The organism is Mesorhizobium sp. WSM3864 (assembly GCF_002294955.1).
Classification (GTDB): Bacteria; Pseudomonadota; Alphaproteobacteria; order Rhizobiales; family Rhizobiaceae; genus Mesorhizobium.
On sequence record NZ_NSGD01000001.1, the window covers coordinates 99,943 to 115,537 of the forward strand.

At 64.4% G+C, this 15,595-nt stretch carries 11 protein-coding genes; 5 read left to right on the plus strand and 6 right to left on the minus strand.

Annotated features, from left to right (window positions below):
- Positions 1-15 precede the first annotated feature (15 nt).
- The 5 genes from CK215_RS00490 to CK215_RS00510 all read right to left on the minus strand — a co-directional run bounded on the left by CK215_RS00490 (position 16) and on the right by CK215_RS00510 (position 6,821).
- Positions 16-1,458: an MFS transporter gene (locus CK215_RS00490; protein ID WP_095829800.1), complete on the minus strand. Its 1,443-nt coding sequence runs from the start codon at positions 1,456-1,458 to the stop codon at positions 16-18.
- A gap of 197 nt (positions 1,459-1,655) precedes the next feature.
- Positions 1,656-2,243, minus strand: coding sequence for a sarcosine oxidase subunit gamma (locus CK215_RS00495; protein ID WP_095830140.1), 588 nt, complete (start codon positions 2,241-2,243; stop codon positions 1,656-1,658).
- 22 nt (positions 2,244-2,265) lie between these two features.
- Entirely contained in the window at positions 2,266-5,259 is a 2,994-nt protein-coding gene (locus tag CK215_RS00500; RefSeq protein WP_095829801.1) for a sarcosine oxidase subunit alpha, read from the minus strand.
- Positions 5,256-5,549: a sarcosine oxidase subunit delta gene (locus tag CK215_RS00505; RefSeq protein ID WP_095829802.1), complete on the minus strand. Its 294-nt coding sequence runs from the start codon at positions 5,547-5,549 to the stop codon at positions 5,256-5,258. The genes CK215_RS00500 and CK215_RS00505 overlap by 4 nt, the downstream gene beginning before the upstream one ends.
- 12 nt (positions 5,550-5,561) lie before the next feature.
- Entirely contained in the window at positions 5,562-6,821 is a 1,260-nt protein-coding gene (locus CK215_RS00510; protein WP_066999623.1) for a sarcosine oxidase subunit beta, read from the minus strand.
- 205 nt (positions 6,822-7,026) lie between these two features.
- Here CK215_RS00510 and CK215_RS00515 point away from each other — a divergent pair, with 205 nt between their 5' ends.
- The 5 genes from CK215_RS00515 to CK215_RS00535 all read left to right on the plus strand — a co-directional run bounded on the left by CK215_RS00515 (position 7,027) and on the right by CK215_RS00535 (position 14,233).
- Entirely contained in the window at positions 7,027-9,516 is a 2,490-nt protein-coding gene (locus CK215_RS00515; protein ID WP_095829803.1) for a mechanosensitive ion channel family protein, read from the plus strand.
- A gap of 142 nt (positions 9,517-9,658) precedes the next feature.
- Positions 9,659-9,922 carry a hypothetical protein gene (locus CK215_RS00520; RefSeq protein ID WP_066999629.1) on the plus strand — a complete coding sequence of 88 codons (264 nt, stop codon included), beginning with the start codon at positions 9,659-9,661 and terminating at the stop codon, positions 9,920-9,922.
- A 352-nt stretch (positions 9,923-10,274) separates the two neighbouring features.
- Positions 10,275-12,836 (plus strand): FAD-dependent oxidoreductase, encoded by a 2,562-nt coding sequence (locus CK215_RS00525; RefSeq protein ID WP_095778500.1) that lies wholly within the window; start codon positions 10,275-10,277, stop codon positions 12,834-12,836.
- 92 nt (positions 12,837-12,928) lie between these two features.
- Positions 12,929-13,777 carry a DUF1194 domain-containing protein gene (locus CK215_RS00530; protein WP_067329284.1) on the plus strand — a complete coding sequence of 283 codons (849 nt, stop codon included), beginning with the start codon at positions 12,929-12,931 and terminating at the stop codon, positions 13,775-13,777.
- A 114-nt stretch (positions 13,778-13,891) separates the two neighbouring features.
- The gene (locus CK215_RS00535) at positions 13,892-14,233 is read left to right on the plus strand and encodes a peptidase inhibitor family I36 protein (RefSeq protein WP_095830141.1); all 342 of its coding nucleotides are present in this window, start codon (positions 13,892-13,894) and stop codon (positions 14,231-14,233) included.
- Positions 14,234-14,376: 143 nt separating this feature from the next.
- Here the strand turns inward: CK215_RS00535 and CK215_RS00540 are convergent, their stop codons facing one another.
- Positions 14,377-15,315, minus strand: a complete 939-nt coding sequence (locus CK215_RS00540; RefSeq protein ID WP_348628584.1) for a GlxA family transcriptional regulator — start codon at positions 15,313-15,315, stop codon at positions 14,377-14,379.
- Positions 15,316-15,595: the final 280 nt, after the last annotated feature.

Consider the following 15,595-nt stretch of genomic DNA (forward strand, 5'->3'; position numbering starts at 1 on the left):
TCGCAGCCCGATGTGCTAATCCGTGCTGATATGCCCGCCATGGCCGCTGACATGGGCACCGTCCTGCGGGGTGAGCCTGAAATAGGCGAGCAGCGCGCAAAGCGTGATCAAGCCTTCGACAACGAACAGGAGCCGGTAGTCGTTGACGCTCGCCTGGCCGCCGCCGGCGAGCAGCGAGAGCATCGCAGCGGCCAGACCGACGCTGATCGCCACCGCCAGCTGCCAAAGGATGTAGTACAGGGCGCTGAAGCGCGAGAGCTGCTCGGGCGCGATGTCCGAGTAGGCGAGGTTGCCGGTCGAGGCCCACTGCACCGAACGGAAAAGGCCGAAGGCGAAGATGTAGGCAAGCACGATCCAGGTAGGCGTGCTTTCCTGCATCAAGGCAAAACCTGCGACCAGCAGGGCGGCGATCGGCGTGTTGACGATCAGAACCCGCTTGAAGCCGAAGCGGTTCAAGATGCGCGGCATGAAGAAGCGCATAAGCAGCGAGCCGATCGCCGCGACGAAGGTCAGCGATCCGGCCTGCACCGCGCTCATACCGAAGCCGAGCTGGAACATCAGCGGCAGCAGGAAGACAACGGAGCTTAGCCCTATCGTGTCGAGCCCGCCGCCGGTCAGAAAGCTGATGCGGAAGGTGCGGATACGCAGCAGATTGAGGTCGAGCAAAGGGTTTCGGGTCCGCAGACAATAGAAGGCGGCGACGGTGAGGATGGCGATTGCCAGGCCAAGCTCGACGCCGATAATGCTGGCGGCGGCGTCCTTCGCGGCAAGCGAATCCATGCCGAAGACGAGCAGCGCCATGCCGCCGCCGACTAGCAGGAAGCCGGGAAAATCGAAGGGCGTGCGGACCGGCTTGGTGGTCGTGGGGAACAGCGAGGCCGCGAGCAACGCGGCCGTCAGCGCGATCGGTATGTTGATGTAGAAGATCCAGCGCCACGAGACGTAAGTGGTCAGCGCGCCACCGACGAGGGGCCCGACCAGCGGGCCGGACTGGCCGGCGAGCGAAATATACATGTTGATCCTGAGCGTGCGGTCGCGCGGAAAGCTCGACAGGATCACGACCTGGCCGAGAGTGCCCATCAGCGCACCGCCGAAGCCCTGCAGCGCGCGCGAGCCGACAAGCATCCAGATGTTTTCCGACAGGCCGCAGAGCGCCGAAGCGCTGGCGAAGACGATCAGCGCAAAGCAATAGACGTTGCGCAGGCCGAAGCGGTCGGCCAGCCAGCCGCCGAGCGGCATCGTGACGATGAGGCTCGCGACATAGACGGTGATCAAAAGCCCGAGCTGGCTCGGCGGGCGGCTCAGGCTTTCGCCGATGCCGGGCAGCGCGGTCACAATGACATTCTGGTCGAGGCTGGTCATGAACACGCCGCAGGCGACGGTCGCCGGCAACAGCAGCGACGGGTCGCCCGCCGGAGCAAAGCGGGTCGTGGCTGTCGCCGTAGTCTCTGCGGTCATGGAAGGATGTTGTCGAACTGGTTGCCTGAGGCTCCGAGAGCCCGCGTTTCCTTATCTATCGTCTTCGCTGGCCCAAGGCTCAAGCGGCAGTTGTGGCCGTCGATAGTGCCACGCGCCGGCCCAACCAATCCCCGAGTGCGGCCTGCTCAGAGGCAAGTCGGCAGGGAAAACCGCCACGCAGTTTCCTGCAATTGCGCTCAGTGCACCTCGTAGCCGACTTCCTCGCTCGCGTGGCACAAGGCCTTCCAAAAGGAGCGCGCGAAGGAGCGGAACACATAGATGTCGAATTGGTCGCCACCGGTGCGCTGGATCTGTGCAAAGACATCGTGGTGGTTGGTCGAGCGGCCGGCTCCGAGCGGGAAGGCCGGCAAGGCGAAGTCGATAGCGAAGAATTTCGCCATCACCCACTCCGCTTTTGGCCCAGAAATGCGAATCGCGGTACGGCCATGCGAGAGATCGGTAATCGTGCCGATGGAGGGCGTGATGAGGCCCGTGAACGCGGAAGCCAAGCCCTCGGCCTCGTCAACCACCGTGAATTTGCCCGGCGCGAATCCGAACGCGGCTTTCGCGCCGTTGACGACGCCGCCGCCGGCTCCATCCGGCAGGGCAAGGCCTGTCACCTTGTATATGCCGGACATCAGCCGCTTCTCCTCGCCCGGCCATGCTGCGAGCTGCAGGATCGAGCCCGGCCGCGTTTCGGACAGGATAACGTCAACGCCATGCTCGAAATTGCCGTGCGAGCCTGGATGATAGACCGGTTCAAGCGGCGACAGGCGCTCAGGCAATTGCCGCTCGGGAAGTTGTCGTTCAACCATGCATGCGGCTCCCGTCCGGATCGTAGAAATGGTTGGAGACGATCTCGACCGGCCCGAACCGGTTGCGCAGCGGATCGGAGACGAAGGCGCGCGTGCCGTGGCGCCCCTTGCCGCCTTTGACCAGCGCAAGCGCTATGTATTTGCCGAGCGCCGGCGAATAGCAGCAGGCGGTGATATGGCCGATCGAATCGTGCGGGTTCTCTGCGTCCAGTTCCTCGACGATATGTCCGCCACCGTTGAGCGCGCGGTTGTCGAGAGCGATCAAGCCGACCAGTTCCAGCCGGTCCGGAGCGATCAGCCCTTCGCGGTCCATCATGGCGGAACCGATGAAGGGCTTCTTCTTCGACAGCATCCAGTCGAGATGCAGGTCGCGCGCCGTGGTGCGGCCGTCGATCTCCGCGCCGGTGACGTGGCCCTTCTCGATGCGCATGGTGCCAAGCGCCTCGAGCCCGTAGGCGACCAGGCCGAAAGGCTTGCCGGCCTCGATGAGAGCCTCCCAAACGCGCATTCCATAGCCGGCGCCGGAATAGACCTCGAAGGCCATCTCGCCGGAGAAGGAGAGGCGGCAAATCATCACCGGCACGCCGGCGATCTCACCGTGCACAATGCCCATGAACGGAAGCGCGGCGTTGTCGACGGCCGTGCCCTTCACGCAGGCAGCAAGGATCGCCCTGGCTTTCGGTCCCCCGATCGCGGCCCCCGCCCACTCGTCGGTGACGGAGGTGACGGTGACCTTCAGTTCCGGCCAGATCACGTCGAGGAAATATTCCAGATGCTGCATCACCTTGCCGGCATTGGCGGTGGTGGTGGTCATCAGGAAATCCTGTTCGCCAAGCCGCCATGTGGTGCCGTCGTCGAAGGCAAGCCCATCCTCGCGCAGCATCAGGCCGTAGCGGGCCTTGCCGACCGTGAGGGTGGAAAACATGTTCGTGTAAACGCGGTCGAGGAATTCCGCCGCATCCGGGCCCTGAACGGCGATCTTCCCAAGCGTCGAGACATCAACGATGCCGGCGCTCTCACGCGTTGCCGCGGCCTCGCGGACATAGGCCTGCTCGACCGTCTCGCCGGCGAGACCGTAGATCATCGGGCGGTACCAGAGACCGGCCGCAAACATGGTCGCGCCGTTGTCGATGTGCCAGTCGTGCATCGGCGTCAGCCGGTCGGGCTTCAGGTCGCCGAAGCGCTCGGCCGCCAGCGAGCCGATCGACACGGCCGTGTAGGGCGGCCGGAACCGCGTCGTACCGACTTCGGGGATCGGCTTGCCCAGCGCCTCGGCCATGATGGCGAGGCCCGGCACGTTCGAGTTTTTGCCCTGGTCGGTCGCCATGCCGAGCGTGGTGTAGCGCTTCAGATGCTCGACCGAGACGAAGCCCTCGCGGTGCGCGAGCCGCACATCCTCGGCGGTCACGTCGTGCTGGAAATCGACGAAGCTTTTGCCCTTGGCCTTGATCTCGAAGACCGGTGCCGGATCCGGTTCGCCCGGGACGGCCTCCACGACGGGTAGCGGAGCGGAGGACGCGCTTCCGCCGGCGGCCTGAATGCCAGCCGCGCGGCCTTCGGCAATCGCTTCCGCGGTCGAGAAACTGCCGGTGAAGGCGCCGGCGCCGATCCAGCGCTGCGTCGGCTGCGGCGGCAGGAAGGCCTGCCTGGCAGGGTTCCATATGGCCCTGGCTCCAGCCTGGCTGGCGAGATGGATCGTCGGCGACCAGCCACCCGACATCAACAGGCAGTCCGCATGGATGCTGCGCTCGTCGCCGCTCAGCGCGCCGTTCGTCAATTCGAAGCGCCGGACGTTGAGACCGGTCTGCGCCTTGCCGCCTTCGGTTGCAACCACGGCATGGCCGGCAAGCAGCTCTGCTTCGGCCTGGCTCGCCAGCCTGCTCATCTCGTTCGACACGTCGCTGCGGACATCGACGATGGCGACGACGGCGGCCCCGGCCTTCTTCAGTGCAACGGCGGAGCGATAGGCGCTGTCATTGTTGGTGAACAGTGCGATGCGTTCGCCGGGCAGCACGCCATATTCATTGGCGTAACGTTCGGCCGCATGCGCCAGCATGACGCCCGGACGATCGTTGCCGGGGAATACCAGCGGACGCTCGAAGGAGCCGGTGGCGAGAACCACCGTTTTGGCGCGGATCGCCCAGTAGCGCTGGCGCGGCTCGCCCTTGGCCGGAACTTCCTTGTGGTCCGTCACCCGTTCGAGCGCGGCCAGCGTGTTGCCGTCGTAATAGCCCCACACCGTCGTGCGCGGCAGAAGGCGGACATTGTCATTGCCTTCGAGCTGGCCGACGATGCGTGCCGCCCAGTCGGCTGCCGACGCCCCGTCGATGGTTTCGCCCGACCAGTTGGCGGAGCCGCCGAACTTTGCTTCGAGCTCGGCCAGGATCACGCGGGCGCCCTGGTCGGCCGCGGCCTTCGCCGCCGTCAGCCCGGCCGGGCCGGAACCGACGACCAGCACGTCGCAGAAGGCGTTCATGCGCTCGTAGCGCGAGGTATCGGGCGCGGTGCCGGCTCTGCCGAGGCCGGCGGCGCGGCGGATGAAATGCTCGCAGAACATCCAGAAGCGCGTGCCTTTCAACGGGCCGATCACCGGTCCCATGAAGGTCTTGTAATAGAAGCCGGCCGACAGGAGCTTGCCGCCGAGCTGGTTGAGCGCGCCGATATCCCAGGCGAGCGAGGGGGAGCGGTTCTGGCTGACCGCGACGAGCCCGTCATAGATCTCGACCATGGTGGCGGGAATGTTGGGCTCGCGCACCTCGCCGCGCAGCACCGTCACCAGAGCGTTCGGTTCCTCGACGCCGGCGGCGAGCAGGCCGCGCGGGCGATGGTATTTGAACGAACGGCCGAACAGCGTCACGCCATTGGCGAGCAGCGCCGAAGCCAGCGTGTCGCCGGCGTGTCCGGTATAGCGCGCGCCGTCGAAGGTGAAGCGGATGGTGCGCAGCCGGTCGATGCGGCCGCCGGTTTCCGTGCGGCGAGGGCTCACTGGTGGCCTCCCGCTTTGTGGCCCGCGGACTTGTGTCCGCCACGGGCAAAGGCAGTGCTCAAGATTTCATGGGTTAAGGTGTTTCGCACCACCCGCACATGCGCGCGGCAGCCGCCGGAATGCTGCCAGATCTCATTGTGGTCGCCGGCCGGGTTCAGCCGGTCGTAGACATAGGCATTCCAGGCGTCGAGATCCTGCGAGGCCGGCTGCGGCCGCTCGCGGTTGCCGTCGCCCTGGTAGGTGAACTCAATGACATCGCGCGGGCCGCAATAGGGACAAGTGATCAGCATATGATTCGAAACCTAATGCAGCCGCGGCGTCGCGCCCTGGCCTTTGTCGTCGATGATGAGGCCGCGATAGAAACGGTCGAGCGTGAAGGGCGCGTTGAACTCGTGCGGCTCGTCCTTGGCGATGGTCCAGGCAAAGCACCAGCCTGAGGCTGGTGTCGCCTTGAAGCCGCCATAACACCAGCCGCAATTGAGATACATGCCGGGCAGCGGGCCGGTGGTGATGATCGGCGAACCGTCCATCGTCATGTCACAAAGCCCGCCCCAGGAGCGCAGCATGCGCACCCGCGCCAGGCCCGGGAACAGTGCCAGCATCTCGCTCATCACCTCGTCGACGACGGGCAGGCTGCCGCGCTGGGCATAGCTGTTGTAGCCGTCGAGGTCCCCGCCATAGACGAGGCCGCCCTTGTCGGATTGCGAGATGTAGAAGTGGCCCATGCCGAAGGTGAGAACGGTGCCGATGATCGGCTTCAGCGATTCCGAGACGAAGGCCTGCAGAACGTGGCTTTCGATCGGCATATGCGAAATGCCGGCAAGCTGCATGACTTGGCCAGTGCTGCCGGCCACCGCAAGCGCCACCTTCTTGGCGCGGATATCGCCGCGTGTCGTCGTCACACCGGTGATGCGGTCGCCGTCGCGCAGGAAGCCGGTGACCTCGCAATTCTCGATGATGTCGACGCCGCGCCGGTCGGCGCCGCGCGCATAGCCCCAGGCGACGGCGTCGTGGCGCGCGGTTCCGGCACGCGGCTGCATCAGCCCGCCAAGGATTGGAAATCGCGCCGAGCCCGAAACGTCCAGGGCCGGAACAAGCCGCTTGATCTCATTGACGCTCATCAGCTCGGCGTCGACGCCGAGATGGCGCATGGCATTGCCGCGCCTTGCATAGTCGTCGAGCTGAGCCGGTGTGTGCGCGAGGTTCAGGCAGCCCCGCTGCGAAAACATGACGTTGTAGTTGAGGTCATGCGACAGGTTCTCCCACAGCTTCATCGAATGCTCGTAGAAGCGGGTGTTCTGCGGCAAAAGATAGTTGGAGCGCACTGCCGTGGTGTTGCGGCCGACATTGCCCGAGCCCAGCCAGCCTTTTTCCAGCACAGCGACATTGGTGATGCCGTGCTCCTTGGCGAGGTAATAGGCGGTCGAGAGCCCATGGCCGCCGCCGCCGATGACGATCACATCATAGGACGCCTTGGGGTCCGGCTTGCGCCAGGCCGGTTTCCAGTCCTGGTTGCCGTTGAGCGCGTTCTTGAGCAGCGAAAAGGCTGAGTATTCCGCCATTCTTCCTGTCGTCCTTTTGGTGCGAGCCGGCAGACTATAGAGCAGGCGAGAAGCGCAAAGCCAAGATTGCGCCATCGCTTTTCGACAGGCCGACTTCGATCCGCGCCGAGGCCCGCGGATGGAGACGTCTTGCCGCCTGATAGGCCGGTCTTTATCAAGGGCAGGATTTTCGAAGATTTTTCGGCCGTGAGTCGCCCGTCACGTCATGATTTTCCGACTGCTCCGCCTGATCCTGATCGCCATTGTCGCCGTCGCGGCGCAGCCCTCGCCCGGCGCGATGGCGCAGGCGATCGGCCAGGGCTCCACGCAGCTCATCGCCGACCAGACCAAGGCCATCCAGGATCTGACGTCCAAGACCGACGGACTGGAGAAGAAGTTAAGCGCCCCAGACCAGGACGACGCCGGCCTTGTCGATATCCGCTTGCAGCTCGAGGATATTTCACGGGCGGCGCTGAACAGCGCGCTCGCGTTCCGATCACGCCTCAACGACATCAATGCGCGCATCCAGGTATTGGGGCCGCCGCCGGCCCAGGGGCAGCCGCCGGAGCCGGCGATCGTCGCCAACGAGCGCGCGGCGCTTACGGCCGAGAAGGCCGAGATCAACGCCGTGGTCGCCGGTGCGCAGAACCTGTCCATCCGCATCAGCGGGCTGGTCGACAGGATCGCCACGCTACGCAGTCAGCTTTTCCGCAGCGTTCTGACGAAACGCTACGAGTTGAGCGATGCGCTGAGCCCGCAGGCCTTTTCCGACGCGCACGACCAGTTCACCGGCCTCTATAAGGCGGTGGCGTCCTGGCTCACCTTCGCATTGAAGTTCAAGTTCCAGGCGATGCTTGCGGCGACGCTGATGGCGCTGGCGCTGGCGGCCGTGCTGCTGATCGGCGGCAGGCGTCTCTTCGGCCGCATCTTCGAGGCCGATGCTTCGGTGGAAGAGCCGTCGTACCTGAGCCGGCTTTCGGTGGCGTTCTGGTCGACGCTGCTGCCGACCGTGGCGCTCGGCGCGTTCCTCGCCTCGACCGTGTTCTTCTTCAACTATTACAACGTCCTGCGCGGCGACATCGGCGAATTCCTCAACGCGCTGCTCTCGGTCGTCGCGGTGGCGTTCTGCGTCAACCGGCTGACCAATGCCGCCCTTGAGCCGCGGCTGCCGAACTGGCGGCTTATTCCAGTCGCAACCGGACCGGCGCGTTGGCTGGTGCGGCTGGCCACCGCCATGGCCGTGGTCCTCGGCTTCAACTACTTCCTGTCCGTCGTCAACGAGAAGATGGGCTCGCCGCTTTCGCTGACGATCGCCAGGAGCTTCGTTGCCACCGTCATCGTGGGCGTCATCCTGATCCTGATGGGTGTGCTGAAGCCTTTCAGGGCGAAGGACGGCTCGTGGCGCCCGTGGCCGGCCTGGCTTCGCTTCATTGCCATCGGGCTCGGCGTCTCCACAATCGCCGCGGCACTGCTCGGCTATATCGGTCTTGCGCTTTTCGTCTCTATTCAGGTCGTCGTCACCGGCACCACGCTGATCACCGCCTATATCGGCTTTCTTTCGGCGCGGGCGATCGGCGAGGAGGGCGGCTTCGCCGACACTTCGGTCGGGCGCTGGCTGTCAGCCAATTCCAGCTATGAGGACACCGCGCTCGACCAGCTCGGCCTGGTGGTCAGCATCGCCATCAACCTGATGATCGTGCTGGTGTTCCTGCCGCTGATCCTCTTGATGTGGGGCTTCCAGCCCGGCGATATCGAAACCTGGGCCTTTAAGCTCGCAACGGGCGTGACCATCGGGTCGGTCACCATCTCGGTGCTCGGCATCCTCACCGGCATCGTCGTCTTCGCCATCGGCTATTTTCTCACGCGCTGGTTTCAGGGCTGGCTCGACGGCTCGGTCATGGCGCGCGGCAAGGTTGACACCGGCGTGCGCAATTCGATCCGGCTGGCGGTTGGCTATGCCGGCGTCGCGCTTGCAGCGCTGGTCGGCATATCGGCGGCGGGCATCGATCTTTCCAATCTGGCGCTGGTCGCCGGCGCACTTTCGCTGGGTATCGGCTTCGGCTTGCAGAACGTCGTCTCGAACTTCGTCTCCGGGCTGATCCTGCTTGCCGAGCGACCGTTCAAGGTCGGGGACTGGATCGTCGCCGGCGACATCAGCGGCACGGTCAGAAAGATAAGCGTGCGCGCCACCGAGATCGAGACGTTCCAGCGCCAGTCGGTGATCCTGCCGAACTCGAACCTCATCAACAATGCGGTCGGCAACTGGACGCACCGCAACAAGCTTGGCCGCGTCGACATCAAGGTGGGCGTCGCCTATGGCAGCGACGTCAAGCGCGTCCACGCCGTCCTGCTCGGCATAGCCCGCGCCCATCCGATGGTGCTCAAGAACCCCGAGCCCTTCGTGCTGTTTGCCAATTTCGGCCCGGCTGCACTGGAATTCGAGATCCGCGTGTTCGTCGCCGACGTGTTGAACGGCAGCATCGTCCAGAACGACATCCGATTCGCGATCTTCGACATCTTCGAAGACGAGCACATCGAGATCCCGTCGGCGCCCCGCGCCGTGGTCGAGAGCAAGAAGCATGAGCCATGGCCGATCGACGACGACAAGATCGAGGCCGAATTCGCCGAACGCGAGCGGCTGGAAGCGGAGGCCGCGGCCGAGCAGGCGCGTCTGGCTAAAACCAAGAGAAGAGGCCGCAAGCCCGACCCCGACTAGCTTTGGCGGCCGCCGAAGCCGATTGTGGCATGAATGCGGCATTCAGTTGCGGTTCACGTTACATCTCATATAAGCTCTCACGCAAAGGGCGAGAATGCCTTGCGAAATTGAACAGAGGCGGTGTGGAAACACCGGAATTGCAATGTGGAAGTCTGTCGTTGCCGCCGTCGCTTTCCTGGCCCTTAGCGGTTCGGCTTTTGCCGCCAGCGCGGTCAACAAGGACGCCCAGACGCGGACCCTGATCGTGACCGAAGGCGGCGGCAAGACCGAGCTGGCGCTGGCCGCCGGCGAGACGGTGGAGTTCTGCCCGAATGGCTGCTTCGTCACCCTGCCCAATGGTGATCTCGAAGCGCTGACCGGTTCGGAAACGGTCGAGATCTCCGGCGGCGTCGCGCGGATCAAGTAAGAACTCCTTGAATATGGTCGACAAGGCCGGGCGTTTGTCCGGCCTTTTATCGTTTCCGGACGCTTGCCGCCCCGGCATGATCAAGATCGAGGTCGGAGCGCTCGCCCGCGGCCGAGATCGGCCAGCTCGTGGTCAAGCTTTAAGACCGTCGGCTACCAGGTCGGCCTCCAGGCCGAGGACATCTGGGCTTTCGCCGAGCGAAATCGCATCCCGAGCCGAGCTGGCGCGCCGGGTCGCGCGGCATCCGCGACGTGTCGCAAACAGGCGGTAGCTCAATCCGCGTCCTCTGCATATTGTGGCGCAATTCGTACGGGCGCCGGCGCGCCCGCTTTAGCACTTTGGAGTCGCGGGCATGGCAGAGTTTCCGAAAAAGGCGAAGGTCGTCATCGTCGGTCTTGGCGGTATTGTCGGCGCGTCGGTCGCCCATCACCTAATCGAGCGCGGCTGGGACGACATCGTGGGCATCGACAAGTCCGGCATCCCAACCGATATCGGCTCGACCGCGCATGCCTCGGACTTCTGCTACACGACCAGCCACGATTTTCTCTCCTGCTGGACGACGCTCTATTCCATCGATTTCTACGAGAAGATGGGCCATTACGCGCGCATCGGCGGCCTCGAAGTCGCGCGCGTCGGCGACGACGGCCGCATGGACGAGATCAAGCGCAAGATTGCTTCCGCCAAGGCATTCGGCACCCGCGCGCGCCTGATCGAGCCGGCCGAGATCAAGCAGAAGTTCCCGCTGATCGAGGAGCATCTTGTGCAGGGCGGGTTGTGGGACCCCGACGCCGGTCTCGTCATCCCGCGCTCGCAGACGGTGGCCGGCAAGCTCGTCGACCAGGGTGTCGCTTCCGGCAAACTCCAGGCTTTTGCCAACACCTCGGCCAAGGACCTGATCGTCGAGAACGGCCGCATCAAGGGCGTCGCGACCGAGCGCGGCACGATCGAAGCCGATTATGTGGTCGTCTGCACCGGCATTTGGGGCCGGCTGACCGCGGCACTGGTCGGCGAAGACCTGCCGGTCATGCCGATCGACCACCCGCTGACCTTCTTCGGCCCGTATAACGAGTTCGCCGGCACCGGCAAGGAGATCGGCTGGCCGCTGCTGCGCGACCAGGGCAACTCGGCCTATATGCGCGACACCGGGGATCCCAAGACCGCGGAGGGCGGGCAGATCGAATGGGGCTATTACGAGGAGACCAATCCGCGCCTTTGCCATCCGCGCGACCTGCTGGAAAAAGACCAGGCGCGGCTCTCGCCCTCGCAGCGTGACCTCGACATGGAGCAGATCATGGCGCCGCTGGAGCGCGCCATGGAACTGACGCCGATCCTCGGCGAGCTCGGTTACAATGAAGGCCATTCCTTCAACGGCCTGCTGCAGGTCACCACCGACGGCGGCCCGTCCATGGGCGAAAGCCAGAAGGTGAGGGGCCTCTGGTACGCCGTCGCCATTTGGGTCAAGGACGGCCCGGGCATGGGCAAGCTGATCGCCGACTGGATGACCGACGGCCGCACCTCGATCGACCATCATGCCATCGACTATGCGCGCTTCTACCCGCACCAGACGAAGGAAGAGTTCATCTGGGATCGCTGCACCGAGACGGCGATGAAGGTCTACAATCCGGCGGTGCATCCGCGCGAGCCGTTCTCCAAGGGCCGCAACATCCGCCGCTCGCCGTTCTGGGAGCGCGAGAAGGAACTCGGCGGCTACTTCATGGAACTGGGCGGCTGGGAGCGCGCCCACGGCTATGCCGCCAACGAGCATCTCCTGGAAAAATACGCCAACCGCGTGCCGGTGCGCGAGAACGAGTGGGACAACCGCCATTTCTGGCGCGTCTCCAATGCCGAGCATCTGGCGATGAGCGAGGATTGCGGCATCGTCAACCTGTCGCATTTCTCGATGTACGACGTCGAAGGCCCTGACCATGTCGCGCTGCTGGAATGGCTGTGCGCGGCCAAGATCGGCGGCGACAACAATATCGGCAAGGGCATCTACACTCACTTCCTCGATGAGGAGGGCATGGTGCGCGCCGACTTCACCGTGATCCGCATGGCCGATCGCTGCCGCGTCATCGACGGCGCCGACGCCGGGCCGCGCGACTTCCGCTATATGCAGCGCACCGCGCAGGACAAAGGTTTCGATGTCACTGTCACCGATGTCACCGAAAAATACGTCACCATCGGCATCTGGGGACCGAATGCGCGCACGACGCTGCAGAAGGTGGTCGAGGACCCGAACGGGCTGACGCCGGAGAATTTCCCGTTCGCGGCGATCAAGCCGATCAGGATCGGCGGCAAGGACGTCACCGCCTTCCGCATCTCCTATGTCGGCGAGCAGGGCTGGGAACTGCATATGCGCTACGAGGACGGGCTCGCCGTCTGGGACGCGCTGCGCTCGACCGGTGTGATGCCGTTCGGCGTCGAGACCTACGCCAACACGCGCCGCATGGAGAAGAGCTTGCGGCTGCAGAACGCCGACCTCTTGACCGAATACAATCTGCTCGAGGCAGATCTTGCCCGCCCGAAGGTCAAGGAGAACGACTTCTGCGGCAAGGCCAAGCACCTGGAATATCGCGCCCGCGAGCATCAGCCGGCTATGCTCTGCACGCTGGTGATGACCGAGAACACCGATTCCAAGGGCGTCGCGCGCTATCCGGTCGGCATCATGCCGGTGCAGGATCCCGCGACCGGCGAGACGCTGGTCGACGAGCTCGGCCGGCGCTCCTTCACCACGTCGGTCGCCTACGGCCCGACCATCGGCAAGAACATCGCGCTCGCCTATCTGCCCTGGGCCTACTGCCAGGAAGGTCGCAAGCTGCAGGTGGAGTATTTCGGCGAGACCTATCCGGTCGAGGTGGCCGGCGTCGGCTACAAGCCGCTTTACGACCCGGAGAATCTCAAGCCGCGCAGCTAAGCGAGCGCGCGTTCGTCCGGATTGGTGGAAGGCCCGGTCGACGCCGGGCCTTTTTGCTTTGTTCATGCGCGATTATCGCTTACCGTTGTGTCATGTCCGCTTTGGGCCGAACAAGGCATTGGCTTTCCGGCGCCGCCGCGCTGGCGCTGCTCCTCGGCCCGCCCACGCGATCGAGTGCGATAGAGCCGGTCGATGTCGAGCTGGTGCTCGCAGTCGATGTTTCGCTCTCCATGTCGCCGGCCGAACTCGAGATCCAGCGCCGTGGCTATGCGGCGGCACTGACGGATGACAACGTGCTCAAGGCCATCGCCGACGGCGTCCACGGCAAGATCGCGGTCACCTATGTCGAGTGGGCCGGCACCAGATGGCAGCGGGTCGTCGTACCGTGGACAGCGATTGCCAATCGCGCCGACGCCGAACGGGTGGTTGCGCAGATGAACGCGCGTCCGCCGGACAGCGCGCGACGTACTTCGATCTCCGGCGCACTGGCCTTCGGCAGCGACCTTTTCGCCGAAAGCGGCTTTCAGGGGACCAAGCGCGTCATCGACGTTTCGGGCGACGGACCCAACAACCAGGGCGCGCCGGTCGACATCACGCGCGACGAGGTGGTGAGGCAGGGCATCACCATCAACGGACTGCCGCTGATGACAAGGGGCGGGTACGGCGGCGCCTTCGACGTCGCCAATCTCGACCGCTACTACAGCGACTGCGTGATCGGCGGGCCGGGCGCCTTCATGATCCCGGTCAACGACTGGACGCAATTCCCGGAAGCGATCCGCCGCAAGCTGGTGCTCGAGCTCGCCGGCCCGGCTTCGCGGCAATGGGCGGCAGAAGAGGCGGCTCACCCGCCGGTCGTGCTTGCCGACGACAGGCCGGCCGCCGATTGCCTGGCCGGTGAGAAGATGTGGCGCAACCGCGGCTGGATGATGGATAGCCGGTGACGGTCGGCAAGCTCCGCCGGAGCGGGGTTCGGACTTGCTTCCTCGTGTGGCACAATGGCAAAATGTGATCGGGCCGGCGCCATCGCGCAACGCGATGAAATGAGGAAATATTACATGAAACGTTTGGTCATCCTGGCGGCACTTGCGTCGACAATATCTGCCGGAAGCGCCAGCGCCCAATTTTACGGCGAGGCCGCCTGCGTGCTGTTCGAGAATCCGAACTTCCGCGGACGCTCGCTTGCAATGGGTCCTGACGACGCCGTCAATTTCCGGGGCGGCTTCTGGAACGACCGCGTTTCCTCGGTGCTGGTGCGGCGGGGCTGTACGCTCGTCGCCTATGAGAATGCAGGAAGGCGCGGCCGCTCGATCGAGCTCAACCGCAGGGTCCGCGATTTCGGAGGTTCCGGCTGGAACGACCGCATCTCGTCCGCGGAGTGCTATTGCGACCGATATTGAGCTGGTCGAACCTGCCAGCGGTCATAACGCAACGCTCAAAAACAGCCCGGAATTCTCGGCGCTGAAGGCGCAGTTGACCGAAGACATCCGCATTGAGGCGATACGGACCGCACAGCCGCCGTAGGTTTTCGTAGCCTTGTCGCTTAGGCGGCCAGCAACTGCTTGCGGTCGACGCGCTCCTGCTGCGGCGAGCGGGCATAGAGCTCGCGGTAGCATTTGGAGAAGTGCGAGGCCGAGACGAAACCGCAGGCGACAGCCACTTCCACCACGGGCAGCGACGACTGGATGAGCAAATGCCTGGCGCGGTCGAGCCGGATCTCGAGATAGTAGCGGGCAGGCGAGCGGCCCATCTCGGTGCGGAAGAGGCGCTCGATCTGCCGGCGCGACAGATCGACATGGTCGGCGATCTCGATCAGCGACAGCGGCTCGGAGAGGTTCGCCTCCATCAATTCAATGATGGTCAGCACCTTGGAATTCTGCACACCGAGACGGGCGCGCAGCGGCAGGCGCTGGCGATCCGTCGGGCTGCGCACGCGGTCGGTCAGCACCTGCTCGCAGACGCGGTTGACGAGGCTTTCGTCGAAGTCGTCGCCGATCAGCTTTAGCATCATGTCGAGCGCCGCGGTGCCGCCTGCGCAGGTGTAGACATTCTGGTCGATCTCGAAGAGGTCGGCGAAGACGTTGGCCTTGGGAAAGGCCTCCGAGAAGCCCGGCAGGTTTTCCCAATGGATGGCGCAGCGCTTGTTGGAGAGCAGGCCCGCGGCCGCCAGGATGTGCGCGCCGGTGCACAGGCCGCCCACGGCGACGCCGCGGTTGTATTCCTCGCGCAGCCAGGCGAAGGCCGACTTGTTATGATAGCGCTCGACATTCATGCCGCTGCAGACGATCGCCATGTTCGGGCGGTCCGGCCCGGCCATCTTCCTGCGCTCTTCCTCGAGCGAGGTGTTGACGGCGCATTCGACGCCGTTCGAGGCGCGCACGGGCCTGCCGTCGATACTGGCCAGGCGCCAGCTATAGGCCTCGTAGCCGAGCATCCGGTTGGCCGAGCGGAGCGGGTCGAGCGCCGTTGCGAAGGCGATCATGGTGAAGTCGGGGATGAGGAAGAACACAAACGATCTCTTGATCGGGTGCTTGACGGCATTCACGGGAAACCTCACGCGGCCATGACGCGAACAGAATGTCGCTAATAGCATAGCGACATCAGGAAAAATCATTCCTGTCAATCGGCTAGACGGCTAAGCGACGATTAAATTTGCGACACGGGTCGCAAACGGGCAATCGTCGATGGCGCGAGACTGAAGATTGCCACTTCAGGTTCCAACGAATGCGCCGTCAGAAGAAAAACGCCGCCACGGCGGAGCC

Excerpts from the sequence above, each read along its gene's own strand:
- CK215_RS00505 (WP_095829802.1), bottom strand. The coding sequence starts at position 5,549 with ATGCTGATCACTTGTCCCTATTGCGGCCCGCGCGATGTCATTGAGTTC.
- CK215_RS00520 (WP_066999629.1), top strand. The coding sequence starts at position 9,659 with ATGTGGAAGTCTGTCGTTGCCGCCGTCGCTTTCCTGGCCCTTAGCGGT.
- CK215_RS00525 (WP_095778500.1), top strand. The coding sequence starts at position 10,275 with ATGGCAGAGTTTCCGAAAAAGGCGAAGGTCGTCATCGTCGGTCTTGGC.
- CK215_RS00490 (WP_095829800.1), bottom strand. The coding sequence starts at position 1,458 with ATGACCGCAGAGACTACGGCGACAGCCACGACCCGCTTTGCTCCGGCG.
- CK215_RS00515 (WP_095829803.1), top strand. The coding sequence starts at position 7,027 with ATGATTTTCCGACTGCTCCGCCTGATCCTGATCGCCATTGTCGCCGTC.
- CK215_RS00510 (WP_066999623.1), bottom strand. The coding sequence starts at position 6,821 with ATGGCGGAATACTCAGCCTTTTCGCTGCTCAAGAACGCGCTCAACGGC.
- CK215_RS00530 (WP_067329284.1), top strand. The coding sequence starts at position 12,929 with ATGTCCGCTTTGGGCCGAACAAGGCATTGGCTTTCCGGCGCCGCCGCG.
- CK215_RS00540 (WP_348628584.1), bottom strand. The coding sequence starts at position 15,315 with ATGATCGCCTTCGCAACGGCGCTCGACCCGCTCCGCTCGGCCAACCGG.
- CK215_RS00535 (WP_095830141.1), top strand. The coding sequence starts at position 13,892 with ATGAAACGTTTGGTCATCCTGGCGGCACTTGCGTCGACAATATCTGCC.